At 54.6% G+C, this 15977-nt stretch carries 15 protein-coding genes; 6 read left to right on the top strand and 9 right to left on the bottom strand.

Translation table 11 applies throughout. The features are described 5' to 3' along the window. Positions 1-1695 (bottom strand): DEAD/DEAH box helicase (locus AB8B76_RS00580; protein WP_405268727.1); only part of this gene is annotated, 1695 nt, incomplete at its 3' end. Between the two features lie 119 nt (positions 1696-1814). After that, positions 1815-2717, bottom strand: coding sequence for a PA4780 family RIO1-like protein kinase (locus AB8B76_RS00575; protein WP_405268724.1), 903 nt, complete (start codon positions 2715-2717; stop codon positions 1815-1817). Positions 2718-2932: 215 nt separating this feature from the next. Between AB8B76_RS00575 and AB8B76_RS00570 the strand changes: the two genes are divergently transcribed. The 6 genes from AB8B76_RS00570 to AB8B76_RS00545 all read left to right on the top strand — a co-directional run bounded on the left by AB8B76_RS00570 (position 2933) and on the right by AB8B76_RS00545 (position 10000). Next, the gene (locus AB8B76_RS00570; RefSeq protein WP_405268721.1) at positions 2933-3841 is read left to right on the top strand and encodes an MBL fold metallo-hydrolase; all 909 of its coding nucleotides are present in this window, start codon (positions 2933-2935) and stop codon (positions 3839-3841) included. 112 nt (positions 3842-3953) lie between these two features. Then, on the top strand, positions 3954-4970 hold the full coding sequence (locus AB8B76_RS00565; protein ID WP_405268718.1) for an ABC transporter permease: 1017 nt from the start codon (positions 3954-3956) through the stop codon (positions 4968-4970). 3 nt (positions 4971-4973) lie between these two features. Continuing rightward, positions 4974-6041, top strand: a complete 1068-nt coding sequence (locus tag AB8B76_RS00560) for an ABC transporter permease (RefSeq protein WP_405268716.1) — start codon at positions 4974-4976, stop codon at positions 6039-6041. Between the two features lie 21 nt (positions 6042-6062). Further along, on the top strand, positions 6063-8024 hold the full coding sequence (locus tag AB8B76_RS00555) for an extracellular solute-binding protein (RefSeq protein WP_405268714.1): 1962 nt from the start codon (positions 6063-6065) through the stop codon (positions 8022-8024). Between the two features lie 3 nt (positions 8025-8027). Continuing rightward, positions 8028-9008, top strand: coding sequence for an ABC transporter ATP-binding protein (locus tag AB8B76_RS00550; RefSeq protein ID WP_405268711.1), 981 nt, complete (start codon positions 8028-8030; stop codon positions 9006-9008). Beyond that, entirely contained in the window at positions 9005-10000 is a 996-nt protein-coding gene (locus AB8B76_RS00545) for an ABC transporter ATP-binding protein (protein WP_405268708.1), read from the top strand. The genes AB8B76_RS00550 and AB8B76_RS00545 overlap by 4 nt, the downstream gene beginning before the upstream one ends. Before the next feature lie 15 nt (positions 10001-10015). On the opposite strand, the gene AB8B76_RS00540 is transcribed toward AB8B76_RS00545, so the two are convergent. From AB8B76_RS00540 to AB8B76_RS00510, 7 genes are all read right to left on the bottom strand, one after another. Continuing rightward, positions 10016-10660: a sulfotransferase family protein gene (locus AB8B76_RS00540; protein ID WP_405268705.1), complete on the bottom strand. Its 645-nt coding sequence runs from the start codon at positions 10658-10660 to the stop codon at positions 10016-10018. 81 nt (positions 10661-10741) lie between these two features. Continuing rightward, complete coding sequence (locus AB8B76_RS00535; RefSeq protein ID WP_405268701.1) at positions 10742-12292, bottom strand: amidohydrolase family protein; 1551 nt, start codon at positions 12290-12292, stop codon at positions 10742-10744. Beyond that, complete coding sequence (locus tag AB8B76_RS00530) at positions 12289-12903, bottom strand: GNAT family N-acetyltransferase (RefSeq protein ID WP_405268699.1); 615 nt, start codon at positions 12901-12903, stop codon at positions 12289-12291. Before AB8B76_RS00530 ends, AB8B76_RS00535 begins: the two co-directional genes overlap by 4 nt. Continuing rightward, entirely contained in the window at positions 12896-13678 is a 783-nt protein-coding gene (locus AB8B76_RS00525; RefSeq protein WP_405268697.1) for an SDR family oxidoreductase, read from the bottom strand. Before AB8B76_RS00525 ends, AB8B76_RS00530 begins: the two co-directional genes overlap by 8 nt. 98 nt (positions 13679-13776) lie before the next feature. Beyond that, a complete protein-coding gene (locus AB8B76_RS00520) occupies positions 13777-14574 on the bottom strand; it encodes an enoyl-CoA hydratase/isomerase family protein (protein WP_405268695.1) in 798 nt (265 codons plus the stop codon). A gap of 33 nt (positions 14575-14607) precedes the next feature. Beyond that, positions 14608-15570: a methylmalonyl Co-A mutase-associated GTPase MeaB gene (meaB, locus tag AB8B76_RS00515; RefSeq protein WP_405268692.1), complete on the bottom strand. Its 963-nt coding sequence runs from the start codon at positions 15568-15570 to the stop codon at positions 14608-14610. 11 nt (positions 15571-15581) lie between these two features. Beyond that, a complete protein-coding gene (locus AB8B76_RS00510) occupies positions 15582-15968 on the bottom strand; it encodes a cobalamin B12-binding domain-containing protein (protein WP_405268689.1) in 387 nt (128 codons plus the stop codon). Positions 15969-15977: the final 9 nt, after the last annotated feature.

The following is a 15977-nucleotide window of genomic DNA, read 5'->3' as shown; positions in this document are numbered from 1 at the left end:
CTTCTGCCCACTTACCCAGACTGTTTGCAGGTGTTTGAAGATTTCCTTGGGCATTCCCTCGGGCAAATCCACAAAGCTATGATCGTCTTCAATCTGAATGCGTCCGATGTACTCCGCATCAACTTCCGCTTCGTTGGCAATAGCACCCACAATATTGCCGGGCTTAACGCCGTGCTGATGACCTACTTCGACGCGGTAGCGCTGCATCCCTACATCAGCGTCTTTACCCACCGCCTCTTTATCACGACGGGGCTTAGGCGCTCTTTCTGCGTCACGTGCTTTTCCGCGCTCTTTGCGGCTATCCCTGTCCTTATTTCGATCCTGCCCTCGACTCTCTCGCACAGGTCTATCTTTAAACTGCCGAGCTGGCTCAGCTGCCGGTGTAGCTGGGGCCTTGCCCTGATTCATCACAACCAGTGCCGCGGCAATATCGATAATCGGGACGCCAAACTCCTGCTGATAGGATTCGACCAGGGCTCTCGCAGATTCTCTATCCTGCGTATCGAGCGTCTCGGTGATTCGCGCCTTAAAACGTGCAGCACGTTTGTCACTGACCTGCTCTGGAGTCGGCAGTGCCATGGCCTCGATCTTTTGCCCCGTCACCCGCTCGATGGTGCGCAGTAAACGACGCTCACGATTAGCCGCAAACAAAATCGCTTCACCGGTGCGCCCTGCTCGCCCCGTGCGCCCGATGCGATGGACATAGGCCTCGGGATCGTTGGGGATGTCGTAGTTGATCACGTGACTGATGCGCTCCACATCCAGCCCCCGCGCAGCGACATCCGTCGCCACCAAAATATCCAGACCGCCCCTCTTCAGGTTCTCAACGGTTTTCTCGCGAAGGTTCTGGGGGATGTCGCCATTCAAGGCTGCGGTGGCGTAACCACGAGCCGATAGCTTGTCTGCAAGTTCCTGGGTCGCGATACGCGTTCGCACAAATATGATCACGCCGTCAGAGTCTTCCGTCTCCAGAATACGTGTGAGCGCATCGAGCTTGTGCATACCGCCCATCATCCAGACTCGCTGACGTATGGACGCATTGGTCACAGTCTTAAGCTTGATCGTAATCTCTTCGGGCTTGTTTAAATGCTTCTTGGCGATACGCCGAATAGCGTCAGGCATCGTTGCCGAAAACAGGGCAATCTGTCGTTCGTTTGGCGTTTGCTCGAGAATCCACTCCACATCGTCGATAAAGCCCATGCGTAGCATTTCGTCAGCTTCATCCAGTACCAAAGTCTTCAGCTCAGACAAATCCAAAGAACCACGACGCATGTGGTCCATCACGCGACCCGGCGTGCCAACAATCACGTGAACGCCGCGCTGTAACTGGCGCAGCTGTGTTCGATAGTCCGAGCCACCATAGATAGGCAGAACCTTGAAGCCTTTACTATGTCGCGCGTACTTCTGAAAGGCTTCGGCCACCTGAATAGCAAGTTCGCGAGTAGGCGCTAGCACCAGCGCCTGAGGCTTGTTCAGCTTGGGATCGAGGCGCGCCAAAATGGGCAGCGCAAAGGCCGCCGTCTTACCGGTGCCGGTTTGGGCCTGCCCTACCAGATCCTTGCCCTCAAGAAGAGGAGGAATAGTCATGGTCTGAATGGCAGAAGGTGTTTCATAGCCCACATCGCTGAGTGCTTTCATCAGAAATACAGGAAGTTGCAGCTCATCGAAGCTGCCTGGGGTCGTTGGGGTGCTCATGGGAATTACCGAAAGAAAGTATGCTGCGCCCGGCTTCGCAACAAACCCTTTAACGGGGTCACACGCGAGCACACAGGCAAAGGGTAATTATACAACTTAAGCGTCACGCAGAGTTGTGACTAATTAAGCCCTTCCTGGTAGTCCTCTCCGGGCTCTTTTTCTGGTTCTTCGTCGCTTTCCGCCGCCTTGAGACGCCGCTGGCGAGCCTCTTCCTCGGCGAGCACAGCGCGAATCTCTGCCATCACAGAGTCCGTATCCGCTTCGTGAGTATCAAGCTCGGCCCACCCCGTAAGCTCGTGTTCCGGATTCAGATCGCCTTCTTCAAACAGACCCCAGAGCTCTTCGGCATAGTGAGTGTCGAGCAATTCCGGGGCGAACTGCGCGTAATACTCAGTGACATTGCGGATATCACGGGTAAGCATGGATTGCGCGTTGTTGTTCCCAGCCGCATCCACCGCCTGCGGGAGGTCAATAATTACCGGGCCGTCTTCATCGACCAAAATGTTGAACTCAGATAAATCGCCGTGAATCAAACCGGCCGCCAGCATCCGCAACACGTACTGCATCATTAATGCGTGATCTTCGCGAGCCTGCTCCGCGGACATGGACACGTCGTTCAGTCGTGGCGCGACATCGCCATCTTCGTCGGTGACCAATTCCATGAGTAGTACGCCATCGAAGCAACCGAAGGGCTGGGGAACACGAACGTCGGCGCGCGCCAGACGATAGAGAGCGTCCACCTCCGCGTTTTGCCAGGTTTCCTCCTGTTGCTTACGCCCGAACTTTGAGCCCTTTTCCATAGCGCGGGCACGGCGACTATTGCGCACCTTACGACCCTCGGTGTACTGGGCGGCTTTTTTAAAGCTACGCTTTACGGCATCTTTATAAATTTTGGCGCAGCGCATCTGCCCTGAGCTGCGAACGATAAATACATCGGCCTCTTTACCGCTCATCAGCGGACTGATGACTTCGTCGATAATCCCCTCTTCCATCAGAGGCTGAAGGCGCTTTGGTGTCTTCATGGCTAAACGAGTAAGTTCCGAATTATGTAAGGGAAAACCAATCCTGACACTCTGCCATATAAACGCGACGACTTCGATGCTCCACGAAGGGCCTCGGAGTTGACCCACGGTGAGTGCGTCGAGCAGCTACAATGACCCTGCAGATGCATCAATTATAAGAGCCACGGAGAAAGCCCATTAAAAATCCCGATATTGCGCAGCACGGAGCTGCGCCTTTGATCCGAGCAGATACGACGCGCGCAAAACTGGCATTAGTGGCTGCTCTCTGGGTTGGTTCAGCACCGCTCTTTGCGCAGTCGCAAATGGAAGACACGCGAATCGAAGCGCAGCAGGTCGCTGACGGGATCTACATGATCACAGGCCGCGGTGGCAACATGGGCCTCAGCACCGGAGACGACTCGACCTTTCTCATCGACGATCAGTTCGCACCACTGACGGACAAGATCGTCGCGGCGATCGCCGGCATTACAGATCACCCCGTTGAATATATTCTGAACACCCATTGGCACGGCGACCACACAGGAGGGAATGAAAACTTCGGTAAACAGGGTGCTTTGATCATGGCTCATGACAAAGTGCGCTCAAGGCTCGTGAACGGCAAAACCACCGACACAGGTGAAGTTCTACTGCCAGAGCCGGAAGCATTGCCTGTAGTGACATTCAACGACTCCCTAACACTCCATGTGAACAAGCAAACTATTAAGGGGGTGCATGTACACCATGCGCATACCGATGGAGATGTGATCGTGCATTTCGAAGAAGCCAACGTCATACACATGGGTGATACATTTTTTAACCAACGTTACCCATGGATTGATCTTAAAAGTGGCGGTCACATCGATGGCGTCATTAAGGCCGCAAAGGTAGCGCTTGCGCTAAGTGACGAGCACACCAGAATCATTCCGGGGCACGGCCCCCTCGCCAGTAAGTTGGATTTACAGAATCATCACGACCGGATTGTGGCTATCCGAGAGGAAATAACGTCTATGATAGCTGCGGGACAAACACTGGAAGAGATACAAGCGGCCAAACCTACAGCCCCTTTTGATAGCGAAGTAGACTCATCGGTATCTATCTCAGCGGAACGCATGGTCGATATCATTTACAAGTCTCTGAGCCAGTAAGCATTGGCAGACAGGACCGCAGACGCAGGAGCTTAATTCACTTGTTGCACCCTCGATCATGGCCATGTAACTTTGCCCCCTCACTGAGGTCTATCGATAACGCACTCAACTGATGCGCGACTATTTTTTGCGGCGTCTGCTCTTGATTCCGCCCACCCTACTGGGTGTAACCATTATTGTCTTCGCAATCACTCGGCTTGTGCCGGGTGGTCCGCTCGAGCGCGCAATCATGGAAACGCAACAAATGAGTCAGTCTGGTGGCGGTCAAGTTGCCGGGCAAGGCATGGCAATTTCTGACGAGCAACTCGAAGCACTAAAGGAGTATTACGGCTTCGATAAGCCTCTATTGCAAAGCTACGCCGAATGGCTTGGCAAGGTGGTCACGGGCGATCTAGGTTCTTCTTACCGATACAATGAACCGGTCTGGGACGTCATCAAAGAACGATTCCCGGTATCGCTCTACTACGGCATCGTAACGCTCATCCTCACTTATGCCGTGTGCATCCCTTTGGGTATTCTCAAAGCTATTCGCCACCGCACGTTCGTGGACAACATATCCTCCGTACTGATTTTTGTCGGCTACGCTATCCCGGGCTACGCCCTGGGCTCACTCCTCATATTGTTTTTTGCGGTGCGACTGGAATGGTTTCCTATGGGAGGGTTCGTCAGCTTCAACTTTGACGAATTGAGCGCCGCGGAAAAAACACTGGATTTACTGAATCATTCCCTGCTCCCGCTCATCTGTTACCTGGTAGGGAGCTTTGCACTAGTTACCCTTCTTCTAAAAAACCATCTCATGGACAATCTGGCCGCGGACTACATCCGCACGGCCATTGCCAAGGGCGTTTCCTTTCGCAAGTCCGTAACCGGACACGCCATGCGCAACTCCTTGATCCCCATCGCAACGACCTTCGGACAAAACATCACGCTTCTCGTCGGGGGTTCTTTTCTTATCGAAACCATTTTTGATATCGATGGTTTTGGTTTGCTGGGGCTTAGTGCGATTTTGGACAGAGACTATCCGGTGGTCATGGGTGTGGTATTGCTCGCCAGCCTTTTGCTACTCATTGGCAATATTGTCTCGGATGTTCTCGTCGCCCTCGTGGACCCAAGGATACGATTCAGCTAACCCATGCTGCAGCTCAACCCCCAGACTCTGAAGAAGCTTCGCCGTTTTAGGCATATCAAACGCGGGTATTACAGTTTCCTGATTCTTGCGGGGCTTATGGTCTTACTCAGCTTTGGTGAACTACTGATAAACAGTAGAGCATTGCTCGTCAGCTACGAGGGCGAGCTGTACTTCCCCACGTACACGGCCTTCCATCCGGGCACGGACTTCGGTCTCGACTATGACTACGAGGTCAACTATCGAGACCTCAAAGAGCAGTTTACCAAGGACAATAGTGGCAACTGGCTACTCATGCCGCTTGTGCCTTACAACGCATATGAGAACCATGCCCCCGGAGGTATTTTCACGCCTCTGGCACCAAACGCCGAGCAACAACACTATCTCGGTACGGATACGACGAGTCGCGACATTCTCGCCAGACTATTTTACGGCACGCGCATCGCACTGATCTTCTCTATCGGTTTTATGTTGTCGGTGTACCTCATCGGCATCGCCATCGGCTGTTCCATGGGGTACTTCGGCGGCGTTTTCGATTTGTTATTCCAGAGACTCATCGAGATCTGGTCAAACGTTCCCTTTCTTTACATGGTCATCATCATATTCTCGGTGATACCCGCCGCGTTTTCAGTGCCGACCCGCATCGTTATTCTGTTAATGGTCATGGTGTTGTTTTCCTGGACAGGTATGACCTACTACATGCGTACAGAGACGTACAAAGAAAAGGCCCGGGACTATGTTGCCGCCGCGCGCGTCATCGGCGCGTCCAACTCTCGCATTATCTTCCGGCACATATTGCCCAACGTTCTCTCCACATTGGTGACCTTCATGCCGTTCACCATCGTTGGCGCTGTTTCAGCGATTACCGCCTTGGATTTTCTCGGTTTCGGTTTACCACCACCGACCCCGAGTCTTGGAGAGCTCCTCAAACAGGGTACGGCAAACTTGCGAACCGCACCCTGGATCGTGACTTCAGCATTTGGCACCTTGGTGGCACTACTCACTCTTGTGACCTTTGTGGGTGAAGCCGTCCGCGAGTCCTTTGACCCAAAAACCTATTCAATTTATCGCTAAGAATTCAAAAGAGCATTGTCTATGAAACAACGATCTTCATCTAAGTGGCTTTTAATCCTTGCAGTACTAGCACTAGCGGGCTGCGGCGGTGAGAGCGATGGCGGGGACGAAGCAGCAAACGCGCCAGCGATAGATAACACCGAAGAAGTCAACGCGGCCTACGCTGCAGAACCCGACTTCTATCAATTCAAAACACTTGAAGAATTGCCTGATGGCCTCGTCTGGGAAAACGGATCAGAGCTAGCAGAGATTGGCTCCCCGGAAGCTAAGAAAGGCGGTACCCGCTACATTGCTCTTCCGGATTTCCCAAGAACATTGCGGACCGCCGGGCCCGACTCAAACGGGGCGTTCCGGCCGTACATACTCGACGATGTTGTAACGCTCATCGCCCACTTGCATCCGGACGAGCGTGAGTTTTATCCGGCTCTCGCCGAATCCTGGGCTTTAGACCCGAAAAACTCTACGGTGTACGTAAAGCTGGACCCAGCTGCCAGATGGTCCGATGGAGAACCAGTAACCACCGGCGACTTTTTCTTCATGTTTTGGTTTTACAAATCCGAATACATCCGGGCGCCTTGGTACAACAACTGGTACAGCACACAGTACACAAACATCACCCGCTACGATGACCGTACCTTCTCGATCACCACGGCATCAGCAAAACCTGATTACTCTGCGAGAGTTCTTGAGCTACATCCTCGCCCCCAGCACCACTTTAAGGAGCTCGGTGATGATTATCTTGAGCGCTACCAATGGAAGTTCACACCCACCACGGGTGCCTACGTTCTTCGCGATGGTGACTTAAAGAAAGGCCGATCTATCGTCCTAACCCGCAACAAAGACTGGTGGGCTAAAGACAAAAAGCACTTTAGATATCGCTTTAACCCCGACCGAGTCCAATTTAATGTCATTCGAGACACCCCTAAGCGATTTGAAGCTTTCAAGCGCGGCGACATTGATCAGTTTGGCCTGGCTCTCTCGGAGTACTGGTACGAGAAATTGCCTGACTCCGATCCTGATGTGCAGGCAGGTTACATCGCTAAATCAGCGTTCTATAACGACTATCCTCGTCCACCCTATGGGCTCTGGATGAACACATCCCAGCCATTACTAGATGACCTGAATGTTCGTTTGGGCATCCAACATGCAAGCAACTGGCAATTGGTGATAGATCAGTACTTCCGTGGGGATGCGGTGCGCTTGAAAACCGCCAACGAAGGGTTTTCGGAGTTCAACGACCCCAGCATCGAACCCCGAGCCTTTGATATCGAAAAGGCGCAGAACTACTTTGCCGCCGCTGGTTTTACCGAGCGCGGTCCTGACGGAATCCTAACCAATTCTGAAGGACAAAAGCTCGCCTTCACTTTATCCACCGGCTACGAAAACCTGGCGGACGTAATGACGATCCTGAAGCAGGAAGCCGTGAAAGCTGGTCTCGAGCTTCGCATAGAAGTTCTCGACAGCACCACCGGCTGGAAGAAGGTGCAAGAGAAGCAACACGAAATTCACCTTGTTGCCTTCGGACGCTTTCTTGAGATGTACCCTAGGTATTGGGAGCACTACCATTCCGACAACGCCTATGACGATGCTTTTCTTGAAGACGGGAGCGTCAATCCAGATCGTGAGTTGAAGACCCAAACCAATAATCTCGAAACATTCGCCAACTTCGAGATGGATGGCCTCATTGACCAGTATCGAGCGTCTCAAGACAAAGACGAGATGATAGAGCTGTCTCACAAGATCCTGAATCTACACCACGACCATGCATCGTTCTCTCCCGGCTGGTACCAACCAACAGCGCGCCTCGGTCGATGGCGTTGGATACGCTATCCGGAGTACTTTAATCACAAGCACATCTCTCAGATAGACGATCTCTGGGTGCACTGGATCGATACAGATTTAAAGAAGGAAGTCCTCGAGGCACGCAAATCCGGGAAGACTTTTCCTCCTATGATCGATGTTTACGACCAGTGGAAGCCATAACTCTTGGCTGATACACCCATACTGGAGGTCGATGGACTCGTCACTGAGTTTGAAACGGACGAAGGCGTCGTGCGCGCTGTCGACGGCGTTAGTTTCACGGTAGACCCTGGAAAGACCGTTGGCATCGTGGGCGAGTCAGGCTGCGGAAAGAGTGTGACCGCGCTGTCAATTATGCGATTACTACCACAGCCCATGGGCCGGGTGGTCGGCGGCGCCATCCGTTTGGAAGGGCAAGACCTTGCAAGCCTGAGCTTTGAAGAAATGGAATCTGTGCGCGGCAACAGAATCGGCATGGTGTTTCAGGAACCTATGACAGCCCTAAACCCCGTGCACACTATTGGCCGCCAACTGACCGAGGGACTCAGACTCCACAAAGGTTTGAGCGGGCAAGATGCAGTTCTCGAAGGAGTAAAGATTCTCGACAAGGTCGGGATTCCGTCTCCAGAAGTGCGTATGGGGGAGTACCCGCATCAGTTATCCGGCGGTATGCGCCAACGTGTCGTCATCGCCATAGCGCTGGCCTGCGGGCCCGCCCTCCTCATCGCCGACGAACCCACGACAGCTCTAGACGTCACTATTCAGGCACAGATTTTGGAACTCATTAAGGAGCTTCAGAGTGACATGGGCATGTCGGTCATGCTGATCACTCATGACTTAGGTGTGATCGCAGAAACCTGCGACGAGGTTGTTGTGATGTATGCGGGTAAAGTTGCTGAAAAAGGCACTGTCTACGACATTTTTGATCGCCCTTCCCATCCCTACACCCAGGGTCTGCTGCGGTCCATACCAACCTTGGAAACCACACCCAAATCGACACTGAATGTGATTGACGGAATGGTTCCCGGTTTACGGGATTTACCCAAGGGATGTCGGTTTGAAAACCGTTGCCCGAATGCGACGGACAAGTGCCGGGAGACACCTCCGTCCGAGGAATCTATAGAAGGTATGCACCAAGTGAGCTGCCACCAGTGGCAAGCGCTATGACACCGCTTCTGGAAGTTGACAATCTGCGCATGCATTTTCCGGTCAAGGAGGGCCTATTCATGCGCTCCAGTGTGGCCAACCGGGCAGTCGATGGGGTTTCTTTGCATATCAATCCCGGCGAAACCCTGGGGCTTGTCGGCGAATCGGGCTGCGGTAAGTCGACCCTTGGTCGCTGCCTCGTGCGTCTATACAAGCCCACGGAAGGCAGCATTCGTTTCGCAGGCCAGGACATAACGCATCTCAAACCCCGTGAACTGCGCCCTTTGCGACAGAACATCCAGATGATTTTCCAGGACCCCATGGAGTCGCTCAATGCACGACACACCGTGGGCGAGATTCTCGAAGAGCCCATGATCATCCAGGGAATCGGCGGAAATAGCTCCGAGCGTAAACAACGGGTTCGAGAGCTACTCAATATTGTGGGATTACCGGCACGATCGGTGAGCCGCTATCCCTTTGAGTTCTCTGGGGGGCAGCGACAACGTATTGGCATCGCTCGCGCTATCGCACTAAACCCTCAACTGATTATCTGTGACGAGCCGGTGTCGGCGCTGGACGTATCTATTCAGAGTCAGATACTAAATCTTCTGATAGAACTACAGCAGGAGTTCAATCTTGCGTACCTGTTTATCGCGCACGACCTAGCAGTGGTAAAACACGTTTCCGACCGCGTAGCAATAATGTATCTGGGCCGGATTGTTGAAACTGCAGAGTCAGAGACCTTGTATCGGAACGCCAGCCACCCCTACACCAAAAGTCTCATCTCGGCGATACCGATCCCTGATCCTCACAGAAGTCATGACAGGCAGATACTCGTGGGAGACGTTCCGTCGCCTATCGCACCACCGAGCGGCTGTCACTTTCATCCGAGGTGCCCGGTTGCGCAGCCAGCGTGTAGTCAAAGCTATCCAGCGACTCAAAGCATAGGCGAAGCCCACGAAAGTGCTTGCCTGCTCGATCCAGTGACGGGATTGGTTGCTGCATCGCAATAACTCGGGGCAGCAGATCTAATCGGGGTGTGATTCCTCGACCGTCGCGCCTCCATCTTCCATAAGCTGCCAGAACTGCGCTCGATCATTGGTGCGCGGAAACTCCGTTGCCGGTGCTTCTTCGCCCAAAAAATCGCACAAAGGCCCCCAACCTTCCTTCACTTGAAACAACAACAATTGCTCGGCGGGTATCGCAGCTTTGACGGCATCAGTGTGGGCGACAAATCTAGCCGCTAACTCGTCTTTACTCATAGCGGGATCTAAGCCCGAACGAGCTATGACCTTCATACACATGTCCAACCACGGCTGAACTTCGACCGGGGCATCCTCACGACTTAACAAGGCAGCGAAGATTGTTTCACCAATACTCGCCACCCAGGAATCTGGATCTCGGTGGGTGAGCACAAACTTTGCGTTAGGATACGCTGCATGTAGCTCGGGATAAAACGAAGCCGTTGGCCAATCCACTGCCGACTGCTGTCCCTCATAGATGGTGGTCCAATCGGGCTTTCCCGCCACTGCTGCATTCCACAAAGGCACATGAATGGGAGGATCACTCAGCACTACATCCATGTGATAGCACGGCCCCAATCCGAGTTGCTGAAGTGCCGTTCGCAAAGACATGGTGCCTGTTCGTCCAACGCCTGCCCCAAATACCTGCATCTTGCTCCTCCGATTCACTGGTCTCGAATAAGCAAGCTAGCGCAGCCGCTCAATCATGGCAACGTAGCTCGTCACCCAAAGCTAGCGAGGTGTAGCCGTAAACCAGTCTTCCTGATCAAGTTGACGCCAGATTTTCCTGGCGACCTCGCCGCCTGCGTGGAGAACCCCCTGAGGATCATCCGCGACAAACTGACCATTGCGCACTTGAATACGCCCACGGATCATCACAGTACGCACCATGCGGCCGTTGGCATAAAGCAGATTGTTCAGCGGCTCCGGCGGTAGGGCGCCGGTACCATTGAGCATGCTGGACACTTCTATGGACACCAGATCAGCCTGCGCCCCAGCTTTGATTACACCCAGGTCATCGCGACCCAGGCCTTTCGCCGGGATGCGCGTTGCGCCATCAACGGCGTTCCAGACCGTGGGACGCTGGCTATCTCGATCCGGGTTCAACTCACCGAGAAGCTCGTGTCGCGCCTGCCCGTAAAGCACCGCTAGCTTGAGGTTCTCGAGGTAGTCGTTGGAGTGAGTGTCGATGCCGATGTTCACTGCCATGCCTGCCGCAAGCGCTTCGGGATAGGGCTGTGTGCCGTTACCCGCGCCCCCGCCCGAGGGGCAATGGGCGTAGACCACTCCATACTTGTTCAGAATGGGTGGATCAATTGTCCAGTCCAAACCACTCATGTGCGCGCCGAACACCGGCCCGTCACTGAGCATACCGAAGCTCTCCATCCACTGCGTCGGCGTCTTTTTCCAAAGGCGCTTTACCGTATCGGTCTCCCGCTGACCCTGCGAGAGATGAATGTGTAAACCCGTACCAAGCTCTTTAGCTGCATCGGCTATTGCGCGCATGGTGGCCGGTGTCTGCGTGTCGCAGGCGTGAGGAGAGATCATGGGGTTAATCAGGCCATTGCCTTTGCCCATGTGCGCTTTGCAAAACGCCAGGTTTGCGGCGATCTCCTCGAGGGTGCCCTGCTCTGAGTCCATAAGGACTTGATCATCGGCGCGAAACCAAATGCCAAACAAGCGCTCGATACCGGGAATCATCGCACCGGGATAGGCGCGGACGCCCCAGGGCGCAGCGGAACGAACGTAACTCTCCGCCTGACGAAGACTCAGGCTCATCTCCAGGTGCGTTGTGCACCCTGAGCGCAAAAGCTCCGCCAAATTGAGTGCGGTAAGCGCATCCATCTCGTCATCCGAGAGCATCTCAACGAGTTCCAGCGGACGCGCATAAGAGCGTGGGCCCTCGATGATTCCTCGGGTAGGAGTGGCACTACAGCAATGGGTATGGCCAGAAATAAACCCTGGGAGCAACAGCTGCCCTGGCAGCTTCAGCCTCGGCAGGGCGTCAGTAAACACGCCTTCTCGCACGTCCTCAACAACACCGCGGCGTACTAAGACCTGCCCATTACGAACGAGCTTCAACTCACCTTGGGTTTCGGTGAGTATCCACCCAGCTTCAACAATAAAATTTTCGCCCAGCCCTTTGCCAAGCTCCTCCAGCTTTGAAGTCTGACTTGTCTTTGGAGCTGCAGCACCCGCTGCAGGCCCCACAGCAAGACTGCTTAGCGCCAGGCTTTGAATAAAGCCTCGGCGGGAAAACCCGGATGAGCCTGAGTGATTCACACCCTGGCCTCTCTCAGCATAGGCACGACCGCAGGAGAAGACCCGCTTTGGATAGTACCCATTTCCTCGAAGCCATGGCGCTTGTAAAGCGATATATTGAGAGGGTTCGATGATTCCAGATAAGCCTTGGCACCCAAATCATCGATTTTAGCTAGAGCATGCTTCATCAATTGAGCACCGTGCCCGCGCCCCTGATACGCATGGTCTACACCCAGGACCGCCAGGTACCAGCAATCATCCTTGGGGTGATATCTTTCCATTTCTCCCATCAGGCCGATACAGTCTTCATGAATAGATGGCCGTACGGTAGTGACCATACTCTCGACGAGGCGCTCCTCGTCAGGCCCTAGCCCCGGGGGGTACCACAGGGCTATCCCTTCGAAGCCAGGAGTACGGTAGGCCGTACCCGCAGCAATCGCGCCACCGCCAAAGGCGTCATAAAAATCACCGGTTGCTGCTTCGAGATAATCCGCAGCTTCCGGAAAAAACCAACGCATCAGGGGGTCTGCAGAAAAAGCGCTAGCCAAAGACGCAAAGACACGCGCTCGCTCATCTTCGACAACCTGACTGACTTCCCCATGTGATGGTGCCTCCACCACAGAATCAGACATCGATGCTCTGCCCAACTGCAGCATGCACTATGCCACCATCGATGGTGATGGTGTCGCCGACGACGTAGTCACCGGCGCGACTGGCAAGGTAAATCGCTGTACCCGCGAGATCCTCATCGGTGCCAATACGCCCCAAAGGAATGCTCTTACCGATCTCATCACCATGATCCCGAGCCGCCTTGTTCATATCTGAGGCAAATGCTCCGGGGGCGATAGAGGTAACAATGATGTTGTCTTTTACGAGCCTTGCGGCCATGCGTTTGGTCAAATAGATCAAACCGGATTTCGACGCATGGTAACTATAAGTCTCCCAGGGGTTCAGGCGCTGACCATCAATCGAGGTGATGTTGATTACCTTGGCGGGAGAACCGCTCGCACCGCCGGCCTTGAGCATTTCGTGCAGGGCCTGGGTCAAAAAGAAAGGCGACTTGAGGTTCAGATCCATCACCTTGTCCCAGCCTTTCTCCGGAAACTCTTCGAACGGCTGTCCCCAGGCTGCGCCCGCATTGTTGACCAGAATATCCAGCCTCTGCTCTCGCTCGCTCAAGGCCTTTGCTACAGACTGGCAACCCGCCACTGTCGATACATCCTGGGGAAGAGAATGGCAGTTAGGGCCCAACTCCTCTGCCGTGGCATCGCAATCCGCGGCCTTGCGTGAGCTGATGTAAACCGTCGCACCCTGGGCAATGTAGGCTGCGGCGATTGTCTTTCCGAGGTTGCGTGATCCACCGGTAACCAGCGCTACGCGCCCCTCCAATGAAAACAGTTTTTGCATGTCCAAAGTTATTCTCCATTACTGTGCAGATTGAGTTGGGATTGATGTGTGGGTTAAATGAGATTGATGTCAGAGTTAGGTGCAATTGCAGTAGTTATTCATTCACCGGTAAAGATCGGCGCGCGTTTTTCTCTGAAGGCATGAATCGCTTCCCGGGCATCGTTGCTCATGGCCAGCAAACTCTGGTGACGATTCTCCATGGCCATAGCGGCTTCCAGCCCCTGGGTGTCCAATGCATGATTCAGCGCCTCTTTAGTCAGCCGCAATCCCATGGGCGCGGCCCGCAGCATAGTATCCGCATAGGCCTGCGCCGCGCCAAGGAGTTCGTCGCGCTCAAGCACATGCGCAATCAGTCCCAGTTCGTAAGCGCGCTCGGCCTTGAGGAACTCCCCCGTGAGCAATAGCTGCGATGCGATAGACGCATTGATCAGTCTGGGGAGAAAATAGCTACTACCCATATCGCAGCCGGTCAGCCCAATATTGAGATAAGCCGCGTTCATTTTAAGGTCTGTACTGCCCACGCGAACATCCGCCGCCAGAGCCAGACTGAAGCCCCCGCCGCAGGCTGCCCCCTGCAGTGCTGCCACGATGGGCTGGGGGCAACGACGCATAGCAGGATAGATTCGCCCGATGGACCGCTGTATTGCCCACAAGGCCCCGGGGGTTCGCTCTCGCGGCGACATACCAGGGTCTTTCAGATCGAGACCACTACAGAAGTGTTTTCCCTCAGCCCTAAGAATCACCACGCGAACAGACTCGTCGTACATGAGCCCCTCAAAACAGGACACCAGACTGTCCACCATTGCTGTGCTTAGGGCATTGCCGTTTTCCGGACTATTGAGCGTTACGGTAAGCAGCGCATCTTGACGCTCGATGATCAGGGGGCTGTTAGTCATAAGTCAGGACTCTTCGGTGATGGGAAGCGAATGCTAAGCATCACTGCGGAACTTCAGCACCGCAGGTAGCATCTCATCAATGAGCGTTTCGATATTAACGTCACCCCTGGCAAGGGACGCTATCCCGCCGGCAAAAGCATCGCTGGATTCATAGCCTGCCAGCTCCCTGGCAAAACGTCGATTCATTTGTTGCGATAGTTCCATTCCCAACTGGGCGTAACGGCGACGCGCGAGCTCGCCCGAGGCCGCCAGGGATTGCCGTACCTCGGCGATCGCCTGAGCCAGCTCTTCAATCCCCGTATCTTCCGTAGCAACCGTCTCAATGACCGGGGGTCGCTGCGACTCAGGTCTGGCCATGATTACCCCATCAATGTCCCGGCGGGTCGATTCCAGTCCCGGTCGATCGGCTTTGTTGATAACGAAGATATCCGCGATTTCCATCAGGCCCGCTTTGTTGGCCTGAATCTCATCACCCCAGCCGGGATTAAGGACCACCACGGCAATGTCGGCGGTGTTCACGATGTCCAGCTCTACCTGCCCAACACCCACCGTCTCTATAATCACTAAAGGCCAGGCGCAATGCTGCAAAAGGCGGCGAGATGCCTGAGTCGCGCCGGCCAAGCCACCGTGATGACTACGGGTTGCCATGGACCGGATAAACACTTCGGGTCGGGTCGCGTGTTGATGCATGCGTACACGATCGCCCAGTAGTGCGCCGCGACTTATAGGAGAAGAAGGATCCACCGCCAGCACTGCGGCTGAAGACGCGCTCTTCAACAGCACCTCGGTGAGCGCGCTCACCAGCGTGGATTTTCCAGCGCCGGGAGCACCGGTGATCCCCACGCAGAGCCGAGACGCATCCTCGACATCCCCCAAAGGAATACCGGGCAATCGCTCTCCTCGCTCGATGGCACTGATCAAGCGCGCCAGGGCTCTACGATCGCCCCCCTCGGCCTCCTTCAGCCTGCTCTCAAGCGTGTCCGATGACGAGGCCATGCGCGAAACGCTTAGGCAATACCCGTTAGTCGGCGCGCCGAGTCGACTATATCCGGCAACTGGGACCCGGGCGGGAACACTTCGACGCCCAGAGCCTCAAGACGGCGCTTTGCGTGGGGCGGCACCACCCCACCGCAAAAGATGGGCATGCCTTCGCATTCCTTCTGCACGGTCTCAACCGCACGTAGCGCGACATCAATGTGCCCACCAATATTCAGTCCGACCAAATCAACATCCTCGTCGATCGCGGCCTGCAGTACCTCATCTGATCGCGCCATTCCAATCATAATGACTTCAAAGCCCGCGTCGCGGAGTGCCGTGGCGACAATAGTCGGCCCACGCCAATGACCATCAAGGCCTGTCTTGGCCATGAGAATACGTTTTCCAGTGTCCGCCATTTCTTATCC

Source organism: Congregibacter sp. (assembly GCF_045107095.1).
Lineage (GTDB): Bacteria > Pseudomonadota > Gammaproteobacteria > Pseudomonadales > Halieaceae > Congregibacter.
This window is presented reverse-complemented; position numbering and strand designations above follow the sequence as displayed.